Origin of the sequence: Pseudobutyrivibrio sp., assembly GCF_017471675.1 — a bacterium.
Classification (GTDB): Bacteria; Bacillota; Clostridia; order Lachnospirales; family Lachnospiraceae; genus Pseudobutyrivibrio.
In genome coordinates this window covers 1-22,309 of the sequence record NZ_JAFUSK010000025.1, presented here as the reverse complement: position 1 = coordinate 22,309, position 22,309 = coordinate 1, and the positions used below count along the sequence as shown (strand labels likewise).

The following is a 22,309-nucleotide window of genomic DNA, read 5'->3' as shown; positions in this document are numbered from 1 at the left end:
TAACTGTCTCGCCACAGATCTCTACGAGCTCATCCTCGTTAGGATTGATATTGATTCCACAGTCAGCCATTGCGATAACTTCATTTTCGCCTGTTGCTGAAGGGCGAACAAGGATAAAGCATGAAGAAACGATTGTGTTCTCTGGCTTTGTCTTAATGATCTGAAGTGCTGGACGAACTGTATCAGCTGTTGAGTATGTAGCACCACCAAGAAGTGCATCAGCAACGCCCATCTTTACAAGCATTGTACCAAAATAGTTAGCCTGCTTACATGTAGCAGCAGCCTGCTCCATAGTAACGCCCTTAGACTTTCTAAGCTCGCAGAAAAGCTCGCACATCTCATCAAATCTATCGTAGTTATCTGGATCAATAATAACTGCACCACGAATGTTAAAACCAGCATCCTCAGCTGCTGCCTTTACTTCCTCTTCCTTACCAATAAGAATTGGCTGTAAGAAATCAGAACCAAGTAAACGGCTAGAAGCCTCGATAATTCTGTGATCTGTACCCTCTGTAAATACGATTTTCTTAGGATCCTTCTTTAGGATGTCAATTAATGCTCCAAATCCTGCCATTTTTAATTTCCTCTTTTCTTTCTTTAAATAAATATTTTAACCTTAAGTAAAACCAAGGTGTTAGTTTTTCAAAACCAATTGCTAGTGTACTACTTTTTTGTGAAAAATGGGTGGTATTTTAAAATGTTTCTTATTTTGTACTTTTTTGTATTTTTTTGTTAATTATTTGTCAATTATTACACACCCAAAATTCGTGTTATAATGCCTTCTAGAAAATAGATTGAAGAGGTTATTATGCTTTATAGAAAACAAACGGGATACGATGAGTTTAAGTGCATAGCTGATAAATGTCCTAAGAGCTGCTGCATTGGCTGGCAGATTGTGATTGATGAGGACAGCGTTAATAAATACACGAATACTTGCGGGAATTTTTCTGATAAGCTGAAGGCTGGCGTAGATTACAGTGAGCAGTGTTTCAAGCAAAATGCCACCAGATGTGCAATGCTTAACGATAATGGGCTTTGCGATTTGCAGTCTACACTTGGAGAGGATTATCTTTGCAATACCTGCAGGATGTTCCCAAGACACATTGAGGAATTCCAGGATATTAGGGAATATTCACTTTCCCTTTCCTGCCCTGAAGTTACGCGAATGATTATGGAACCTGAATTCGTATTTACGATATCAGAGACTGAGGATGATATTGAAGATAATCCAGATGAGTTTGATGATTTTGACTTCATGCTTTACGATAAGCTGGAATATGCCAGGGATAAAATGCTCCAGCTGGCATCCGAAAATGAACTGCCTCTGCAGGAGCGAATGAATATTATTGCCTGCATGGCCTTAGAATTGCAGGAGCTTTATGATGAGGGCGATATTTTTGAGATGGATGATGTAACCGCTGATGACACCTTTGAAACTACAGGTACCAGCGCTATGCTATCTTTAGATAATTGCATCAAGGGATTTGATGCCCTAATCGAAATGGAAGTTTTAGAGGAATCATGGCGAGATTCTATTAAAGAAGCCAAAGCTTTTTGGATTGCCCATAAAGAAAGCTTCACCACTTGGAAGGCTACCATGTATCCAGCAGCTGAAAAAGAATTCCTATTTGAAAAGATTCTAGAATGCCTGCTTTATACCTACTTCTGTGGCGCAGTCTACGATGGTCAAATCTACGCCCGCACCATGATTGCAGTTCAGAGCACCCGCTGGCTGATGATGCTTGACATTGCCCACCCAAATACAAACCTAGCCGAAACCATCTACCTATACTCAAGAGAAGTAGAGCACTCAGATTTGAATGTGAATAGGCTGATAGAATATTTTGAGAGTGAATTATAACGGTCGGCTCAGAGCAGAGGTCCACTGGACCTCTTGAGCCCCTCCAGAGGGGGAAGGCTATTTTATTGGGGGCTAATTACACCATCATCAACAGCAACATTGCTTGATATGCTCTCTACGTAGCTGTAGCCAGCTGCATCAACTGATGTGCAGGCGCCTGAGGCGGTGATAGGAATGATGCGGTAGGTTACGGCGCCGTTTTCATCAACACTAAACTGTACCGCTCCGCCACCACCTGATTTGATGGACTGATTAAAGATGAAGTTGCCAAGGCTGTAAAAAATAGGCTTGCCGTTGTAATATTCCACTGGTTGTAGGCAGTGGCTGTGCATTCCAATGACTGCGTCTGCGCCGGCATCTATCATCTTATGACCGTCGTTTGTCTGATAGTCAGTAAGCTCTGTAGTGTGTTCCACGCCCCAGTGAACCATAACGAATAGATAATCCACCTGTGAACGGGCTGCTGTAATAGCATTTAACAAATCTGTCTCGTCGTAAAAACAAAATTCTCCCGGCTGAGAATTAAGTACATTCCAGCTTCCAACAGGAATAACATGGCTGGCAGCAAGGAAACCGTAGGTGCGACCCATATCATCAGTCTTAACAATCAGCTTGCTGGCGTCCTCTAAGCTATTTCCTGCACCAGTATAATCAATGCCTGCACCCTCTAAGGTGGTGAAGGTATCTGTAAGGGCATCGTGACCAAAATCAAGCACATGATTGTTAGCAAGACCTGCAATATCTACGCCCAAATCCCCTAAAATACTTACATAGCTTGGATTCACCCTAAATGTATACTGCTTATCAGGCGCCTTCTGCCCTCTTTCGGAAAAGCAGAATTCGTTGTTAATCATAGTAAAAGTAGCATCCTTAAGAAGTGATTGCACATCGGCTGATGCAACGCCGTCTATACCTTTGGCATTATAGGCAGCCTGAACATATTCACTGATTTCTACATCACCTGTAAATACAATATTAGTGGTGGTACTTTGGGGTTCGTCCACAGGCTCCTCTACAGGTGTCTCAGCTGGAACCTCCTCTTGTACTACAGCACTATCAGTTGATTTCGTCTCATTGTCAGAAGCTACCACATCAGCAATAACTTTTCCAAACATTTCGTCCCCAACAAAATACCATCCCAATGTACATACAAGCACCAGCACCAGTACCGTATTAATCAATACCTTAAAAAATTTCTTCATAATCCTCCTCTACCTAAACTTGTTTTTTTCAGGGTCATAGTGATAATCAATCATTGCAAGCTTAGCTATGATTTCATCACCATCTACCTCATTATCTTCAACCAATGCCTCAAAGCTGCTGTAGTAATCACGAAGTGCAGTGTTTACAACAGATAAAAGCATCACTGGATCCTTTGGAAAATTCATATTACCTCCTGCTTTAGCTTATCCCAGAACAAATTCTACCAATTCTTCTCAAATCCATCTGAAATAAATTTATAATCGTCGCCATTTCCATCTGCAGATATAAACAATTCTGCTATGGCGCAGTTGTTAAAATCCACATCCCAATACTTTTCGCGTGGAGTCTTTTTGATATATTCAAACATGCCGTGACTTAGAGCTCCATGGCTTACCAGCATGATGATATCATCATTAGAAAACTCCCCTGCATTTATTCTTTTCCTAAGCCTTTCCACCACATTGCCGGCTCTTGCCACTACCTCATCATAGCATTCCCCATCCTTTGGTGGATTGTAGCCGTCTGGCCTGTCAAAGCACTCATATAAGAACTTAGGATTTTCTTTATCCATGTTTCTTTTCTCATAGATTCCAAAGGACATCTCAATTAAATCATTATCAATCTCAATGGAATCTGGCATATAATCTCTTGTTATTTCCTTCTCCTTAAATCTGCTAATATCAATACCTGCAATAATGCAGCCTGTTTCTATTGCCCTACCAAGTGGACTTGATATCACCTTAGTAGGAAGCAGACCATTTTCTACCACATATTCATGGGTAAGGCTTGCCTGTTGTCTGCCCCTTGCATTAAGTGGAATCTCAGAGCTTCCCTGCAATCTTTTTTGTACATTCAAATCTGTCTGTCCGTGACGAACTAGTAATATTCTCAAATCTATTACCTCTTTTTATAAAATATCTTTTTACCCGCGATTAAATCAATTATAATACAACTGTTACTAACTATTAAAGGAGAAGATTTATGAAAGAGTTTTTAAAAAGAAAAAACATAGAGATTTCAGTTAAGAGATATCTCATCGATGCTCTTGGTGCTATGGCACAGGGACTTTTTTGTTCCCTGCTGATTGGCACAATCATTAATACAATTGGTACACAGTTTGGAATAGGATTTCTCACAGTACCTGTTGCCACTGTGGCAGGTGTCGATTACACAGTTGGCGGTCTTGCCACTGCAATGAGTGGTCCTGCTATGGCTGTTGCCATTGGCTATGCACTACAGGCACCACCACTTGTGCTGTTTTCACTTATCACAGTGGGGTTTGCCTCTAATGCTCTTGGTGGCGCAGGTGGTCCACTTGCGGTACTTTTTGTAGCCATTATTTCTGCTGAAATAGGCAAGGCTGTATCTAAGGAAACAAAGATTGATATTCTAATAACACCACTTGTAACTATCGGTGTAGGTATTGCACTATCAGCCTGGTGGGCTCCAGCTCTTGGAAAAGCTGCAAGCTCTGTTGGTACACTTATTATGTGGGCTACAACAAAGCAGCCATTTATCATGGGTATCCTTGTTTCAGTTATTGTAGGAATCGCACTTACTCTTCCTATTTCATCTGCTGCAATTTGCGCAGCCCTTTCCCTTACAGGCCTTGCAGGAGGTGCTGCTGTAGCAGGCTGTTGCGCACAGATGGTGGGCTTTGCAGTAATGAGCTTTAAGGAAAATAAATGGGGCGGCCTGGTTTCACAGGGCATTGGAACTTCAATGCTTCAAATGCCAAACATTATCAAGAATCCTCGAATCTGGATTTCACCAATACTATGCTCAGCAATAACAGGTCCTATTGCCACCTGCATATTTAAGATGGAAATGAACGGTGCTGCTGTTTCATCAGGCATGGGAACCTGCGGACTTGTAGGACAGATTGGTGTGTACACTGGCTGGGTAAATGACATTGCTGCCGGTAACAAAGCTGCAATAACTGCCACAGACTGGATAGGCCTTATCCTTATTTGCTTTATCCTTCCAGCAGTTCTTTGTCCACTATTCAATATGGTAGCTGTAAAGCTTGGTTGGGTAAAAAATGGAGATATGAAGTTAGACTAAATAATAAAGCCGATTAGTCATCAGTAACTAATCGGCTTTCTTTTTTATAGATTTGTTAATGGGTCAATTTGCTCTAGGACATTATTCATATCCTCAAACATAAAGCCTTTTTTGGTAATCTTAACTTTAATATCCTCGATGTCATTTGAAACGGTATCAAAATAACTTCTGGAATCCTCGATATTATCAGAAATACTGTTAATTGAGCTCTCGCAGTTTTTAAACACTCCTGCCATTTGAATACTTTGGTCTGTAACCTCATCGGCAACAGTTTTTATCTGACCTACAACCTCCTGGGTCTCCACAACCTTATCATGGGATTTTTCGATTGCCTCTTTCGTATGGTCTACTGATTCAACCAAGCGGTTATTGTTTTCATCAAGAGCCTGCATACTCTCAAAGATTGATGTTACTACGCTTTGAATTTCTGTAGATAGATTGGTAACCTCATCTGCAACAACGGCAAATCCTCGTCCTGCCTCACCAGCACGGGCAGCCTCAATAGATGCATTAAGTGCAAGCAGATTTGTTTGCTTTGCAAAGCCACCGATAAGCTCTACCTTCTCTCTGATTTCATCAAAGCTTGCCTGGAAGGCTTCAAACACCTTTTCAACCTCTGCAATGGTATCTGACACTGCACCAGAGCTTCTATCTACGTTCTCCATTCCATTGTGTGAATCATCAGCAGTCTGAACCAGCTTCTTAACGATTTCATCAAAGGCCTGAGTTATTTCTTCGATTGTCTTAAACTCATTTTGGAAATTAGCTACCGATTCAGAGATACTTCCGTATTTATTCTCTACCACAGAAAAAGAATCTCTGATAGTTTCGATACCACGAATGGTATTAGCCTCCTCCTGCTGCAGCTTATCCTTCTGCTCGATAGAAAATCTGCCTACTTCCTTGATAGCCTTCATTCTATCCTTGATATTAGCCTTTTTCTCAGGCATATTTTGCACCTCTACTGGTGTCTCTACTTTGTTTTTTCTACTAAAAAGTCCCATACTGACCTCCTGCAATCTTATTCAAATACAGCGCAAACCATTGTCTGATTTACATGTTGTTTCTTATACTGCTCTCCACCACCAACGATTCCTACATGTGGTCCCACTGATTTCATAGCTGTTAGGAAATCCGTCATATAATTGCGCTGATTAAATAGCAAGTGCCTATAGATACAATTCACTGAGAAGATAAATGAAATCTTACCATTTTCATCTTTAATTGCTCTTCTTGTATCGTTTCCTATTTCCTCATAATCCTTTAGTTCAAGTACCTGAATTGTGTCGTTCTCGTTAATCTTCTTATAATTGATTAATGAACCATTGTTGCCAATAGCATAAGGACTACTGATAAATATTTCATCACCGATTACACGGCCAAGTGGGCTTACAAGCACATTATCAACCAGCTCTGAACGGCTAACCCCTGCATCCTCGCAGTAAACATCTGCTGCTGGACGGCCATCCAATGAAATAAGCTCCTTATTAGCAAGATTAACCTTTGTTGCAATATGTGTCTTGCCACATTCCATAGGTCCAAAGATATTTTCTGAATAGGTTCTTATCTTGCCGGATTTATTCTTAATCAATGCATAGCAGCATGCATCTGGGTAAAGCTCACCGTTTAGCATGGCGTATCCTGTAGCACCAGCTGGATAGCCAAAGATTGTTCCACCTACAACAGGGATCTTTGCTCGCTCAAGAGCAACATTCATTGTGGTAACAAGGCGCTCTTCATCATTAGTGCAGAATTCTAAGCACACTGTATTGCTATCCCCTGCCTGAATCTTAGACACCTTCTCCTCCATAGCTGCAATATCTGCAATAGGAGCAGATGAAAGCTTTCTGATAATTCCAACCTCAGCAGCAACATCGCTTCCGAAGCAAAGAACTATCATTCTCTTGTCCGATGATTCAGATTCAAAATATGAAGTTGTGCTTGTACCAATAAGCGGTACGCCCTTATATTTTTCCGAAATAATCTTAGATGCATCTTTTAAATGCTCGTAAGAACAGAGTAATATTAACAAATTAGGATTACTAACCTTAGCAGTTGCCTCTGCAACAGCCCCATTACAATCAGCCTTTGTAGATGTTCCAATAGAAATTTGCATGTTAACTCCTTCCCCAAAATCCGTGACATTTTTACTTCTTGCTGGCCTTCGTGATGACAAAACACAAAGTTGCCAATGAGAAGTCTATATACTGAAATTTACCACATTTAACTGTTTAATGACGGTTTTTCACATATATTTCATCTAATTGTCAGATTTTAAGGGGAAGTACTAAAATTACTTAAACAAATCACATATATCAAGCAGGCAGTCTAATCTTGCATATAATACCTTCTTAAGCTCTTCATCTGGCTCTGTCAAATCAGGAATCATAATTACATTGCATCCAGCCTGATATGCACTCATGCAGCCATTAGGTGAATCCTCCACTGCATAGGTCTCCTGAGGTGCAATGCCAAGTGTCTTACAGGCATAGGCATAGATATCAGGTGCGGGCTTTCCTCTTTCAACCATATCTGCACACACTACTGCGTTAAAATATTCAAATAAACCAATCTTTTTAAGATATCTGTCTGCTCTTTCCCTGTCATTGGCAGTAACAAGTGAAATAAATACTCCATTGTCCCTTAGCCATTTTAGAGTTTCTTTAGCACCAGGCTTAAGTGGGATACCGTATTTACGAAGTATATCCTCCACCATAGCCTTGCGATATTCCCTGACAGCCCAATAATCGAAATCATCCCCATACCATTCCTTAAACTTTTCCACAGCAAATGGACGCCCCAAGGAACGAAGCTCTAAGGGCTGTTCCTTAGTCATTTCGTAGCCAAAATGAGCAAGGGTTTTAGGCCAAGCCTCCTGATAGTATTTTTCTGTATCTGTAAGTGTGCCGTCCATATCAAATAGAACAGCTTTAATGTTTTTCTTTTCCATTTTTTGCATCCTCTTTTAGTATTTACGTTATGACTTTATCATTTACAGCTGTCTCAGACAAGTGGCTCGGTTGTTTTAAGCATAATATGAGGGCTAAAAACTTAACAAGTTCTTTCATAACTAAAAAAGACCACCTTCGCCACCTAATATTGATAGCGAAAGTGATCTTTTCGGGTTAAATCTATTATAGTTAGAATCGTTTACGCTTAATAAATAATCCTGCGCCTACTGCTGCAACGATTACAACAACCGCTACTGCAACTGGTGCTACTGGGAATGTAGAATTCTCAGCAGCCTTTGGCGCTTCCTCTTCTGCGATTTCTACAGGAGCTTCATCCTCGGAAGAAGATTCCTCAACTGTCTTATCGCCAGCTGCCTCTGAAGTATCCTCTGAAGTATCCTCTACAGTATCTTCTGTAGTATCTTCTGAAGTCTCCTCTGTAGCCACCTCTTTATCCTCAGCTACAGTCTTCTTTGTAGATTTAGAAGTCTTCTTTGTAGTTGTATCTGCAGATTTTACTGTGCCTGCAAGTGGTACCTGTGGTTCTGCTACTGTTACAGCTGGCTTTGGAGCTACAGTGGCCTGTGATGGGCTAGCTGAAGGTGTAGAGCCGGAACCGCTAGGCTGTGATGGTGTCACTGTTGGTGTAGTGCTTGGATTTTCTGGAGTAGATGGTGTTTCAGACTCTGCCACCTTACCAAGCTCCTCATCACTAGGACGAACTGTTGTAACAACAGGAGCATCATCCTGGCTGCCATTATTATTATGAACAATATACTGAATCTGAACAGGAACTGTTACCATCTCCTTAGCATTTGCAATCATCGGCTTAAATGCACTTGTGATTACATCTAACACATTTGTGATGGTAGAAATAATGTCCTTTGACTCCTCTGTGTCAGTAATATCTTCTACAGTGTCCTCTATAATGTCTTGGTTATTTTCTTCTGTAATCTCACCTACATTTTCTTCTGTAGTCTCAACCGCATCAGTAGTAACTGTTTCATCTGCTACTTCATCAGCTTTTTCTTCTTTTGTAGCATCCTCAACAATATCTTCCACTTCAACCTCTGCAAATCCTGTAAGATATTTGTTTTCGATATCTACTGCATGCCATCCATTTCCGATATGTATCATCTTCTTACCTGGCCATGCTCCAAATGGGTCGCCTGCCGATGAACCATCATCCTTTTTAAGCCATGCATACATGTACACATCATCTGTATTAGATGAATCAACCTTTGTGTAAAGTCTTGTGTAACCATCAGCTACTTCTGGTTCTTCATCAACAGGCTTTGTCTCAGGCTTTGTTGGCTCTGTTGGTTCTTCTGGCTCTGATGGTTTAACCACACCTAAATAATCTTCTACATCCTGCTTTGATGCAAAGCCATCTAAGCTGCTTGTTGTAAAGTATAGCTTTGAAGTATCAGTTACAACATTATCAGGGTTCTGTGTGCCATTTCCATTGTTGAAAATAAGGTGTAATTCTGTATTATTTAATGCCTCTGTAGGTACATTTGCAGCATACCAATTGCCATCTACCTTTGACATCTTTGTGCCAGGCCAATCACCGATGCAATTGTTGTAATTGCCGCCCCATGCATATACATAAACATCGTTCCAATATGACTCGTTGTAATAATAAACAAGCGCGTGACCATCCTTCTGCTCAAGGTCTTCACCTTCTGCATGTTCGAAGTCATATGCAGCCTGCTCAGCTGCAGCCTTTGAGGCATATTTGTTATCGCCCCAGAAATATCTGTTGGCAACGCTGTCAACAACAAGGTTACCTGTCTGTGAACCTACACCATAATCATTAAAGATAATATTTAAATCTGCAGATGGTGCAGCATTAAGTGTAACCTTCCACCAGTTGTCGCCTTCATACTCTGCAAGAGTTCCTGGCCATTCGCCAACCTGAACATCTCCCCAGGTGTATGCACCAACCTGCTGCCAGCCTCTTGTATTATAGAAATATACAGTAGTCTTATCGCTATAGATACCAATGGCATCCATTGCCTCCTGCTTTGATGAATACTGCTCTACAGCAAGGTTTCCACCTGGCTGATTATTGCTTAATACTACATAGTTCTTAGATGCATCTGACATATTCACATCTACAGTCTGCGAACCGTTATTGTTGTTAAAGATGATATTGAAAGGTGTGTCACTCATCATCTTAACATCAGCTCGCCACCAGTATCCGCCTTCATTCTTAGCAGACATGCCTGGCCAACCACCAAAATACTGTGTGGAATCTGTCCAAGCGTATGCGTAAACTGTTGACCAGCCCACTGTATTGAAGAAATAAACTGATTTTGTAATGATGCCTACCGCATCCTCAGCCTCCTGCTTTGTTGCAAATATTCTTCCATCCACACCTGTCATATATCTTCCTGATGTAGATGTGATTGTAAACTTATCTGATTTGTCTGTTCCATCTGTAAACTCTACTTCGAATTCCTTCGATGGTATAGTAACAGACCACCAGCCATCACCAGTATTGCGACCATTATAAGTGTTATTATCAACAACGGCTTTAACATCTGACCACTGTCTTGAGTTGAAGAAGAATAGCGTGGAATAGTCTCCGTCAGCAATCTTATCAAGTACAACTGCTGACTTTGCTTTGATAGTTCCTGTTATTACTCCATCCTTTACGTTGAATAATGCATCGCTGCCTTCAACTGAATCAATGTATGTACCATCTAAAATACCAGTTTCTGTATCGATATCCATATCAGATTCGCTGGCATTAACAATAACAACACCCTTGTTACCTCTTTCAATCATAAGAAGTGAATTGTTACCATTGGCATTTCTAAGTGTCTCCGGTTCGCCAACCATAGCTGTTCTAAATTTGTTAACAGCCACTACCTGTGGGTCCTTGTAGATATCACTACCTGCTGCACCTAAGATGTTGTCACCCCATACATTGTCCTTTGAGCTTCCCATTGGGCGGCTAAAGAACAGTGGTGTGCCATCCTCTCTTGCTGTGATAATTGACCATGCAAGGATAACATCTGTATCATCAACTACGTTATATGACTTGTCATTAATGTAGTTATCATGTGACTCTACCCATGTAACAAGCTTGTCAGAATCAGCAGGGTAAGTAACACCATTTGTTACATCATCAGAAATCTTGTAGCTTTCAAGCTTTGATGCTGCAAGGCTGCCACTTGAAATTGCAGTTCTGATTGTACCGCCGTAATCACTGGCTGTTGTTCCACCGAGCATATCCTGGTAAGCTGCAAGGCGGGCTGTGTCTCCCTGAAGTACCTCGCCGTACACAAACAAATCTGCATAATCCTTAGATGCATACTCATCTATGTAGCTCTTCATGTTTGGATAGAAATCATTTCTATCCTCCTGTCCTGCATACTCTGCTGGAACTCCATCATCAGGAAGTGCTATATGCTTTGCAGTATCGATTCTGAATCCATCAGCACCACAAGCAATACAGTCCTGTAAGAACTCGTAGAAATACTGTTGGAAAGCATCACTTTCTGTATCAACATCAGGAAGGCCTCCCATTGGGTCATAGGTTGTAGATACACGGTCTGAGTAATTCATATTTCTAGATGTATCTGCACCGTTGATATGATAGAGATTGTCCTTGCCACCAACTGCATTAAGCAGTCCATCACCAAGCTGATCAAATACAGGTGTTGTGTGGTTAGGGTCGATATCTACGATAATACCAATTCCGTATTTATCAGCCTCGTCACACATTGCCTTGAACTCGTCTCTTGTACCAAGCTGGTAATTGCCAATCACCCAATCTGTAGGCTGATAGTGATAGTACCATTTTCCTGTATCGCTAAAAAGTGTAAGACCTGGCTCTGTAGACAAGCACTCATTAATAGGTGATGTTTGAACTGCAGTATAGCCTGCTGCTGCAATATCAGGAATATTTTCTTTAATTGTGTTAAAATTCCATGCAAATGCATGTAGAATTGTTCCATCATGGATTGACTGTCTGCTGACTGCAGAAGCCGCATGAACTGTGTTTAAATCCTTTACATTAGCCGCGGCTAATCCTAGGTTTCCCGAACCTAAGAGAAGTGCGAGACTAAGTCCGGCAGAAGCTATGCGCTTTGCCCACTCACTCATTTTCTTCATTTTTAACCTCCCATTTGCCAGGACAGAAGCCTGGTTGAAATTAACTTAGCGCAATTAGTTGCGCACCTTTTATTTATTGATTATTTATCAATCAATATCTAAAATATAGGGCAAAAAAATACCAGAGTCAACAAAAAACTCTAGCATTTTTTTGTCATCTTCATGAAAGCCGCTATTTATCTGCTGCGCAACTGTGCGCAACTAAATTTGATTAACAGCCCACTTTCAGGTTCTATGGTAAGCTCATATTCATTAGAAGCATTCATGCTTCCCTCAAAGGACCTGCCAAATACATCTATATTTTCACTAGGTTCTATTGCTCCAACAAGTGAAATAGGAAGCTTTATCGTCTTAGCATTTTCTTCCATAGATACAACTCCTATATACACCTCATCCTTAAAAAACCTTGCCACTGCAAAAACATAATCTTTAGCATATAAAACAAGCCTGCTGCCCTTTGAAAAAGCATCCTTGTTCCTTCTTAGAGAAATAGCCTTTTTATATAGCTGCAAATACTGATTATCATCAGTTACAAGATTCCAAGGCATTTCATACCTAAAGCCCGAATCATGATATGTGTAGCCATCTATACCAAGCTCATCACCATAATAAACACAAGGTATTCCTGTCCAAAGTAGCTGCGAAATCACCACAGCCTTCACTTTTTCAAAGGAGTATCCTTCGTAATTATGAATTCTTGGAACATCATGACTGTCCACCAGATTCATCTGGGCATCTGCAATAACCTGTGGGAACTTGCTGTAATGCTCAATAGTTCTTGCCACAACATCCTCTGCTGTCATTTTGTAAGGCACCTTGGCAAGTGTTTCATTTCTTGAAACAAACAGCTCTGGCAATCCTGTAAACTGCCTTAGGATTCTACCAAATCCATAGTAGTTCATTGGTGTGTTCCACAAATCCCCCTGGAGATATTTGGTACAATCAGCCCAGTGCTCACCTATAATAAATGCATCAGGCTTTTCTTCTCTAATAGCATTACATACCTCTTTCCAAAGCTCATCGCTTAGCTGCACATTATCCTTTTTGGCAAAAACATCTGCCACATCAAAACGCCAGCCATCAATGGAATAAGGTGGCTTTAACCATTTTCTTAGGACAGAATCTGGTGCTCTATAGATTAAATCCCTAAGCTCTTCATTCCTATAATCAAGAACCGGCAGAGTCTCTACCCCACACCATCCCATAAGAGAGTGATCATCATTTTCAAAATAGAAATGCCTTTTTTCCTTCACCCAGTTATGAGTAATTCCAGTGTGATTAATGGATATATCAAGGATTAGCTGCATATCATTTGCATGCAATGCTTTTGATAATTCCTCCAAGGCTTTATCCCCGCCGAATTCCTCATCTACATGAAAATAATCGCTACAGTCATACTTGTGATTTGAAGGTGCATTAAAAATAGGATTCAAATAAATGGCAGTAACTCCTAAATCCTTTAAATAAGGGATATGCTCTATCACCTTATACAGATTGCCCCATGCATGTGGGAAAATCTGATAAAACACTGCTCCCTCAACCCATGCAGGCTGTATGAAATCAGCAAGAATCACGAAATTGTCAGCATTATCAGGCACATAGGTGGTAACGCCAGCCTGTGTGTAATAATAGATTACATTCTTTCTTACCACTACAAAATGATATGAAAGAACTGGCTCGTTAATGTCTATAGAAACCTGATAATAAGCAAGCTTGCCACGATTACCAATAGGCTTCATTTCGTGATATTCCTCAGCACCATTTCTTATCCTAAGAAGAAACACTGATGAAACATCATCATCAAGCATTGATAACCCTATGTTGACGTTATCATTAAGCTTTGGAATTGGCTTGTCCACATAGTTTTTGGTTCCATCTGAATAAATACTCTTTGTAAATAAATCCATATTATACCTGCCTGAAAAACTAGCCTTTTACTGATCCAGATAATCCTTCTACATAGAATCTCTGTAACCATACAAAAAGAATAACTATAGGAATAGCTACTATTACTGCACCAGCAGCAAACTGTGTGTAGTAGGCATCGATTCGTCTAAAGTCTGTAAGCCAATACAAACCTACTGCTACTGTGTATGAGCTTTGCTTATCTCCAAACAACATACTTGGGAAGATGTAATCGCTCCATGCTGCAAGGAATGCACCAAGGGCCTGATAAACTACGATAGACTTTGCAAGTGGCAATGTGATATGAGTAAATATCTGTAGTCTTGATGCTCCATCAATAATGGCAGCCTCATCAATAGCCCTTGGAATTGTATCAAAGAATCCCTTACTTACATGGTATCCCATGGCAGCGCCTGCAGCTCCTACTACAATAAGAGCAAACAGCGACTGATTGATTCCAAGCCCCTTAAGAATGTTATACACAGCAATAAGTGACATGAAGCCTGGGAACAAACCAATAATCATAAGGATGTTCATAAACATCTTTCTTCCTGCAAATCTGGTACGGCTTAGGATATAAGATGTTGCAAGAATAATCAGTGTGTTAATGACACATGCGCACATTGCAACAATAAATGTGTTAAGCCACCATTTTGCAAATGGAATAACTGAATCCTTTGCAAAAAGCTTTGCAAAATTATCAAGTGTCAAATGCTTTGGGAAGAAGTATCCTACGTAATAACCTGGCTCTGCACGAAGAGCAGTAAGCACAATCCAAAGAATTGGAAATACCCAAATAACACTCATAATTGTAAGTGCAATATATCCTCTGTTTGTCTGTGTTACTCTCATAATGAAAACAAGTGCCACGTATGAGAAAATAAGTCCAACCCAAAATCCAATGGATAAATCCTTATTCAAAAATCCCTTTGCAAGATTTCCACCTTCAAGAATCATTTTTGAAGTGAATAAAAGAAATGTCCAGAAGGCTGTGGCTAAAGCCTGCACTACCTGCCAAATTTTAAATGAAAGCTTTGTTGTCTTAATAATATTTGCTACGCAAAATGCAAATGATAATATCGTAAATACGATAGTTAAATACATAAATAATGTTAAACCAGATTTTTCATTAACCCCTGCAAGCTTAGATGCTATTGCGAAAAGATTTAGCTTGCCATCATTAATACTAGCATAAGGCAAAATCAACCCTAAAAGCATAAGCACTGAGCCTACGATAGAATGGATAAAATACTTAAGATTTAATCCTATTACTGTTCTGTTCATTAGCTAAATCCCTCCTCGTTTTTAAGTGCATTAGATCTGGAGAAAGAAACTAATGTAAATATAGCTGAGATTACAAATATGATGATACCGATGGTAGCAGCAAGGTTGTAATCGTTACTATCCTTTGTCAACTTATAAAGCCATGTAACAAGCAAATCTGTCTTACCTGCACCCTTGTAGTAATTAAGAGTCAATGGCTCTCCTGCTGTAAGGAAATAGATTGTATTAAAGTTATTAAAGTTACCAATAAGGTTAGAAATCAAATAAGGTGTTGTTACAAACCACATATATGGGAATGTAATCTTTCTAAACATCATAAATGGGCTTGCCCCATCAATCTTTGCTGATTCGTACAGCTCTCCTGGAATATTCATAAGAATTCCACTAACCATAAGCATTGTTACAGGAACACCAATCCAGAAGTTTACTATGATTACTGAAAATCTTGCCCATGTGGCATTTGATAAAAATGGCAAGGCCGAATTAGTAAAGCCCCACTGCTGCAACAGTACATTGAAGATTCCTTTTTCACCAAGCATTGTTGCCACTACTCTAAGAGAAATGAATGCAGGGATTGCCATTGTAAGTACAAAGATTGTACGCCAAACCTTCTTAAATTCTATTCCCTTTGAATTGATAATCATGGCAAGGAACATTCCGCCAAAATAGCAAGAAAATGTAGCGGCAAAGCCCCAGATAAGTGTCCATCCAAGCACTGGCCAGAAGGTGGATGATAATCTATCACTGGTAGAAAGCAAGGTGATAAAATTCTTAATACCTACCCAATCAAAAAGATTTCCCGGTGGCTGATGATTAGAATCGTAATTAGTAAATGCCATGAGAATCATATAGATAAGTGGCATTACTGTAAACACACCAAGTCCAACTACTGGAACACTTAAGAACAAGAATCTGATATTCTTATTAGCTAAGCTTCTAACATCTTCAATAAAGCTATTGTTATGCTTGCCTTCACTGGCACGCCTCATAGCTGCCTTTCCAGATGAAATAGAAAACAACCAAAACAAAATAAATGCTATAGTAATTACTACTGTAACTACGCCTGACAACAATATAAGCATTGAGTTGTCACCGGCAGACATTTCGTAAATACCAAGCTCTTCATTAAATGCCATCCCCTGTACATTATCACCAAGGGTGGCCAATCCTTTTAGCCTTTCGAAACCAGAAACTATCATAAATACGATATATGATATTTCTATACCAAGGAAAATAAGTCCCTTTAAAATTTGCCCGCAGGCGGCGTTAGCCGCTCCGCAGACAACATAAGATAGTTTTGAAAAAATATTTTTATTCATAATTTATTACTCTGTTAATGTACCTGTAATACTGTCTACAAGTGCATCAAGCTGCTCCTGAAGATTTGCCTTTGTAACATCACCGTAGTAGATTCCTTCACCAAGGGCTTTCATTGGATCCCAGTAATCACCCATCTTAGGAATACTTGGCTGATTAGTTGCCTTAGCTGCCTGTGCATTAAGAGCTACTGCAACAAAATCTGCCTGGATTTCTTCACTTGATGCAAGTGACTCAAGCACTGGAATATCACCCTGCTCTTGATATCTTGTAAGACAGCTTTCTGCGTTACCCATGTATACTGCAAGCTGCTGTGCAGCAAGTGGATACTGTGTATTAGACTTAACTGTGATTGTCTTGAAATCAACAAAGTTAGAAAGCTGAACTTCCTTGCCACCAATAGTAGCTGTTGGAAGTGCTACAGCACCAAGGCTATCCCCAAGTGCCTCTCTAAATTCTGGAGCTGACCATGCACCAGATGTTACAGCACCACAGTTACCATTCTTAAACTCACTACCTGCAACACCATCGATATCCTCGATATACTTAGGATTGTGAGCAAGGTCGATTAAGTACTCACCAGCAGCAAGACCGTTTGCATCATTAAATGAGCAGTCTGTTGGGTCCTGGCCATCCTCACCAAATAATGTTCCATCATTTCCAAGGAAATACATTTCTGTATACCATGAATCTGTCATCTTAGAACCAAAGTTATACTTACCCTCACCAAGGTCCTTTGCCATCATTGTATCGAGGCTCTTTACCTCATCCTCTGTATAAAGGTCCTTGTTGTAATACATAAAGAATGTATTAGGTGAGAATGGAACTGCATAAGTAATATCATCAACAGTTACAGCATTAAGAGCTGACTCTGGAAGCTCATCCTGAATTGTCTCGAAGTCCTTTACGATTGGAAGAAGCAATCCCTTATTAGCAAGATCTGCTACACCGCCTGATGGTGTATAGAAAATATCTGCTGCTGTATCAGCATCTGTCTCAAGATTAGCTGGAGCTTCATCAATACCTACAACTGCAATTTCGTATGTGATGTTAAACTCATCATGAAGCTCATCAAACTTCTTTACCATTGCATCTGTGATTTCTACCTCTTCCTCAGGCACCCAAATCTTAAGTGTTACATCCTGAGTTTCTTCTGTAGCTGCCTGGTCCTTAGCACCAGCACTCTCCTCCTTTGCAGAACCACATCCTACAAATGCGCCTGCCAGCATCATTGCCCCAAGCATCAATGCTGTAAATTTCTTCAACTTCATCCTTCTTTTCCCTCCGTTACTTTAAAGTTGTGCGTTTAACTTCCTTGCCAATCATAGCAAGGTTTTTCTTTTGGGTTTAATTTAGGTTAATCGCTTAACTAGAAGTATAGTTTCCACCCCTCAAATCGTCAAGTACCAATTTTCATTTCGCCGTAATCCATAAGACCAAGGTAAAAATTTTGGAAGATTTATACAAAAACCGGGGTGCAAGGGGACATGCTATTCTTCTATGCATTTGCAATCGGGGAGATATGTAGTTATTCCCTTTGCTATTACATTCGCTAACAAAAATTAAAAAGCAGGTTTTGAATATATAGGCACCGTGCTCGATGCAACGTCCTGTTGCTTACGCACTTGGGCCGCCGTCCTAGCGGCCCATGCCTATATATTTCAAAACCTGCTTTTATTTTTGTAAGCTCATTCCAAAGCAAATGCAATAACTACATATCTCCCCAATTGCAAATGCTCTCCAAAACATTGTATGTCCCCTTGCTGCAGTAACTTACAACTGTCTTACGGTTTGACGTTCGATGATTTGCACTGGAAGGTGGATATCCGCAGTATAACCCTTGTTGCCCTCTAGGATTTCAAACATGCCCCGTCCTGCTGCATTTGCCTTTTCGTTGATGTCCTGGGATATGGTGGTAAGCTTTGGATAAACGTACTCCCCTTCTGCAAGGTTATCAAATCCGATGACGGATATATCATCTGGTACGCTAAATCCGCACTGCTTTATGCCCTCGATGATTCCGAAGGCTACAATATCAGACATAGTGGCAACAGCTGTGTAGCCTTTGCCGGAAAGTGCTATGTCGTTTCCAACTGAGATTGCACCTTTGTACACAGTGTCAGTCCTGTAGATGTCATCTTCTGTAAATTCAATCTTAGCTTCTTCACATGCCTTTTTAAAGCCTAAGTATCGTTCTCTAACAACCCCTGTTCCTTTATAATCAGGGCAGGCTAAGGCGATACGCTTGTGTCCTTTGCCTATTAAGTATCTGGCAGAAAGGTAGCCGCCTTTATAGTCGTCTAAGCCTACATTTACTATGTTCTTTTCCTTGGTATAGGTGTCCAGGAATACCACTGGTGCATCAAGGGCGCTGATGATTTCCTTAACATCAGGCTCCACTACTCCTAAGAAAAATACACCATCCACATTCCATGAAGACAACTGTGGTATTACCTGCCTACAATCAGGTACGCACCTAAGCATCAGGTAGTATTCCTTACTTCTTACGAAGCGCTCTATGGCTGCTACCATTCTTGCATAATATGGATTCATAAAGAAATCCTCGTCTGGTCCAATATATGGCACTACCAGACCTATCATTTTGCTTTCTTTTTTGGCAAGGGAGCGGGCCATAGCATTAGGCTTATAGTCCACTTCCTTTATGATTTTTTCTATGCGTTCCTTAGTGGTCTCAGATACCTTACTGGTATTTCCATTCAATACATTAGATACAGTGGCTGTGCTAACCCCTGCAAGCTTTGCGATGTCTTTTAAATTCATTATGCTCTCCTAGGTTAATATTTGCTAAAGCGTTTAACCACTTATAACTATAGGCATTTTAGACTTTTCTGTCAATTAAAATAGTTCCATTAACGCATCTTTAAGTTCTACATCAATATCCTCTTTTAGTATTAGCTCTTCACATTCCTTCTTTGAGCCCGAAGCTTTTATAAGGGCATAGATTCTTTCCTTTTGCGCAATCTCAATCCAGGCATTTTCTAATATTTCAAAAGCAGCCTGTTTGTAATCATTTTCCGCTGTAAGTGCACCTTCAATCTCTACTGTATAGCCATCCTTACTTGAAACTACAGGTGCAGACACAGTTACTTTGCCACCATTCACACCATACAAAACTATTTCGTACTCTCTTTCCTTTGGTATCTGATTAAGGTCACCTGTGGCGCCATTGATTGTTACTGTAGTCATATTTCTATCTGAATCAAACTTAGTTTCAAGCTTAGTGATAGCAAATTTTCCCATTTCATAATCCAAGGACCTGCCATCATCCTCGTACATGTTAAACTCACCATCTGCACCAGCGCCAACAAGCAGTCTAAGCTTTGTTGGATTATCCACGCCATTGCCTTCCTCTAGGGATAGTGGCACAATTCCACCTGCCTTAAGTAAAACAGGAATATTATCCACATTACGATATAGATTTTTAACACCCTTTCCGTATACACGGCCATTAAAGATGTCGTACCATCTGCCCTCTGGAATAAGCATATTTATGTGTGACATTCTAAGGGACTTGCTGGTTTCCTTTGTAATAGCGCCAACCAGTAAGCTGTCTCCAAAGAAATATTCATTCTTGTGCTTATATGCCTGCTTATCATCAGAAAGCTTGTAATACATAGGTTGAATCAATGGCTCACCGTTTATATGCGCCTCATAGCTCATGGTATAAGTGTATGGAATCAGCTGATGGCGAAGCCTTAGATATCTTCCCATAATCTGCCTGTATGGGCTTGCCACATTCCATGGTTCCTTATTAAAGAATTCACTACAGCTAGAGTGAAGACGCATTATTGGCGAGAACACACCATACTGAATCCATCTAATAAGTCGCTCCTCATTCTTATCACCTAACATGTGTCCACCAATATCATGGCTCCACCAGCCATAGCCAATATTAGAGGCTGTAGCTGTAAAGTAAGGCTGAAAATCCAGACTCTTCCATGTAGCTAAAGTATCTCCCGAAAATCCCAAAGGATACCTATGGCTTCCCACACCTGCATATCTTGAGAAAATCATTGGTCGATTGTTATTTCTTTTTCTATCCTCATAATGATAATGATTAAGCAGGAATAATGGATCAATATCGCTGCCACCCTTTTTAGTGCCCTGCTGCCAATCAATCCACCAAAAATCCACTCCATCATCCTCGTATGGATTCATTACACATTTAAAATATGCATTCCTGAATTTTTTATCTGCAAAATCAAACTCTATTGCCTTTTCTTCCCTGGTATTAAAATCCATTTCCTTGGCCATAGCTTCATACTGCGCCTCAAAAGCCCTGATGCCATCGGCAGGATGCAAATTTAATGTGGTAGCAAGCCCTCTATCTTTTAGATTCTTCAAAAATCTCTTGTAATCAGGGAATAGCTCTTTATCCCAAGTGTATCCTGTCCATCCTGTACCATACTTTGGATCCACATCAGTTATATGCCAATCCATATCTATAACAGCCACCGACAAAGGAATATTCTCCTTTGCCATCTTATCAAGCATTTCATTGTAGCTTTTTTCCGAATATCTATAGTATCTGCTCCACCAGTTACCCAGAGCATATCTTGGAATCATAGGAACCTGTCCACACAAATGATAAAAGTCCCTTAGGCCTCCTGCAAAATCTGTACCATAGCCAAAGAAATAGATATCTATTCCCTCTCCTCTTCTTGATACATATTCTCCACCATCATCTAAGATTGCACTGTTACTGTCGTCAATTACTGCATATCCATTCTCACCAAATATACCAGGCTCAAGCATAATGCCACCATCTGCCCCATCTAAGGTTCTTGCTGTGCCATACAAGTTTCTATCTGAATTGCCATAAACCACGCTGTAATGCCATACCTTACCTGTAGCCTTCACTTCAATTGAAAGCCCTTCCGGAGAAAATTCTTCTCCATCATAGGAAAAGATTAAATCATCTGTCTCTATTATCAATCTGCCTTTTTCATGAAGTGTTGAATACTCTACCAATGGGAAATTCCTGTTGACCACGGCTTGTGTAGCTTCATCCACAAAAATACCGTTTTTCTGATATTCCATTCTGATTAATCTGCTAGTAAGAATTGTAATCCTATATCTGTTTCCTATTGTCATATCTCTGACCTCATTTCTATAAATTAATGAGCGTCAAACCTAAACATAAAAAGGTCACCACTATCTACGATAGCGATGACCTAAAACCCAAAAGAATACTAATATATTTCTCAAAATTTTGCAAGCCCCCAAAACCACCATTCACAGGTCTGCATAAACTGAGTACGTGGATTTAGCAGTGAGTCTACGCAACATACTGCACAGGGTCAGCCTCTACTAGCAGTGCAATGTGCCCGCCAAATGCTCACCCTGTATGTCTTGCTAATGGCACAGTCGAAGAATTACTGATTTTCTAAATGCCACACTCGCATCCCTTATTACACGTGTTCTTTCAAGGTTTGACAATTCTGTCGGCACTGTATGTATCTCGCAGACACCCTCAGACTAAAGAAATAGCAGTGGCGGCAATATTAGTATTAATTGCATGATTTTGGAATGAGCCTAGTAGAATCTTAAAGCAGTTTTTGAATGTTTTCATATGGGC

Annotated in this window: 16 protein-coding genes; 2 read left to right on the top strand and 14 right to left on the bottom strand. The window is 40.3% G+C overall.

Annotation, left to right across the window (positions count from 1 at the left end; all coding sequences use genetic code 11):
• A partial coding sequence (locus IJ535_RS04320) for a phosphate acyltransferase (RefSeq protein WP_294299273.1) occupies positions 1 to 574 on the bottom strand: 574 nt, incomplete at its 3' end.
• 234 nt (positions 575 to 808) lie between these two features.
• Between IJ535_RS04320 and fliB the strand changes: the two genes are divergently transcribed.
• On the top strand, positions 809 to 1,861 hold the full coding sequence (fliB, locus tag IJ535_RS04315; RefSeq protein WP_294299270.1) for a flagellin lysine-N-methylase: 1,053 nt from the start codon (positions 809 to 811) through the stop codon (positions 1,859 to 1,861).
• A 62-nt stretch (positions 1,862 to 1,923) separates the two neighbouring features.
• On the opposite strand, the gene IJ535_RS04310 is transcribed toward fliB, so the two are convergent.
• From IJ535_RS04310 to IJ535_RS04300, 3 genes are read right to left on the bottom strand one after another with little or no spacing between them, the layout of a single operon-like run.
• Positions 1,924 to 3,063 (bottom strand): CapA family protein, encoded by a 1,140-nt coding sequence (locus IJ535_RS04310; protein ID WP_294299268.1) that lies wholly within the window; start codon positions 3,061 to 3,063, stop codon positions 1,924 to 1,926.
• Positions 3,064 to 3,072: 9 nt separating this feature from the next.
• Complete coding sequence (locus IJ535_RS04305) at positions 3,073 to 3,249, bottom strand: DUF4250 domain-containing protein (RefSeq protein ID WP_294292270.1); 177 nt, start codon at positions 3,247 to 3,249, stop codon at positions 3,073 to 3,075.
• Between the two features lie 35 nt (positions 3,250 to 3,284).
• A complete protein-coding gene (locus IJ535_RS04300; RefSeq protein ID WP_294299264.1) occupies positions 3,285 to 3,956 on the bottom strand; it encodes a histidine phosphatase family protein in 672 nt (223 codons plus the stop codon).
• A gap of 89 nt (positions 3,957 to 4,045) precedes the next feature.
• Between IJ535_RS04300 and IJ535_RS04295 the strand changes: the two genes are divergently transcribed.
• Positions 4,046 to 5,128 carry a PTS transporter subunit IIC gene (locus IJ535_RS04295; RefSeq protein WP_294299262.1) on the top strand — a complete coding sequence of 361 codons (1,083 nt, stop codon included), beginning with the start codon at positions 4,046 to 4,048 and terminating at the stop codon, positions 5,126 to 5,128.
• Between the two features lie 44 nt (positions 5,129 to 5,172).
• Here the strand turns inward: IJ535_RS04295 and IJ535_RS04290 are convergent, their stop codons facing one another.
• The 10 genes from IJ535_RS04290 to IJ535_RS04245 all read right to left on the bottom strand — a co-directional run bounded on the left by IJ535_RS04290 (position 5,173) and on the right by IJ535_RS04245 (position 21,825).
• A complete protein-coding gene (locus IJ535_RS04290; protein ID WP_294299259.1) occupies positions 5,173 to 6,132 on the bottom strand; it encodes a methyl-accepting chemotaxis protein in 960 nt (319 codons plus the stop codon).
• A 17-nt stretch (positions 6,133 to 6,149) separates the two neighbouring features.
• Positions 6,150 to 7,244 (bottom strand): FIST signal transduction protein, encoded by a 1,095-nt coding sequence (locus IJ535_RS04285; RefSeq protein WP_294299256.1) that lies wholly within the window; start codon positions 7,242 to 7,244, stop codon positions 6,150 to 6,152.
• A 177-nt stretch (positions 7,245 to 7,421) separates the two neighbouring features.
• A complete protein-coding gene (locus tag IJ535_RS04280) occupies positions 7,422 to 8,078 on the bottom strand; it encodes an HAD family hydrolase (protein ID WP_294299254.1) in 657 nt (218 codons plus the stop codon).
• Positions 8,079 to 8,268: 190 nt separating this feature from the next.
• Positions 8,269 to 12,204, bottom strand: a complete 3,936-nt coding sequence (locus tag IJ535_RS04275) for a starch-binding protein (RefSeq protein ID WP_294299251.1) — start codon at positions 12,202 to 12,204, stop codon at positions 8,269 to 8,271.
• Positions 12,205 to 12,380: 176 nt separating this feature from the next.
• On the bottom strand, positions 12,381 to 14,111 hold the full coding sequence (locus tag IJ535_RS04270) for an alpha amylase N-terminal ig-like domain-containing protein (RefSeq protein ID WP_294299249.1): 1,731 nt from the start codon (positions 14,109 to 14,111) through the stop codon (positions 12,381 to 12,383).
• 19 nt (positions 14,112 to 14,130) lie between these two features.
• Positions 14,131 to 15,393, bottom strand: a complete 1,263-nt coding sequence (locus tag IJ535_RS04265) for a sugar ABC transporter permease (RefSeq protein ID WP_294299248.1) — start codon at positions 15,391 to 15,393, stop codon at positions 14,131 to 14,133.
• Positions 15,393 to 16,712 carry a carbohydrate ABC transporter permease gene (locus tag IJ535_RS04260; protein ID WP_294299244.1) on the bottom strand — a complete coding sequence of 440 codons (1,320 nt, stop codon included), beginning with the start codon at positions 16,710 to 16,712 and terminating at the stop codon, positions 15,393 to 15,395. Before IJ535_RS04260 ends, IJ535_RS04265 begins: the two co-directional genes overlap by 1 nt.
• 6 nt (positions 16,713 to 16,718) lie before the next feature.
• A complete protein-coding gene (locus IJ535_RS04255; RefSeq protein WP_294299242.1) occupies positions 16,719 to 17,981 on the bottom strand; it encodes an extracellular solute-binding protein in 1,263 nt (420 codons plus the stop codon).
• Positions 17,982 to 18,483: 502 nt separating this feature from the next.
• Positions 18,484 to 19,491 (bottom strand): LacI family DNA-binding transcriptional regulator, encoded by a 1,008-nt coding sequence (locus tag IJ535_RS04250; protein ID WP_294299238.1) that lies wholly within the window; start codon positions 19,489 to 19,491, stop codon positions 18,484 to 18,486.
• Positions 19,492 to 19,566: 75 nt separating this feature from the next.
• Complete coding sequence (locus IJ535_RS04245) at positions 19,567 to 21,825, bottom strand: glycoside hydrolase family 31 protein (protein ID WP_294299234.1); 2,259 nt, start codon at positions 21,823 to 21,825, stop codon at positions 19,567 to 19,569.
• Positions 21,826 to 22,309: the final 484 nt, after the last annotated feature.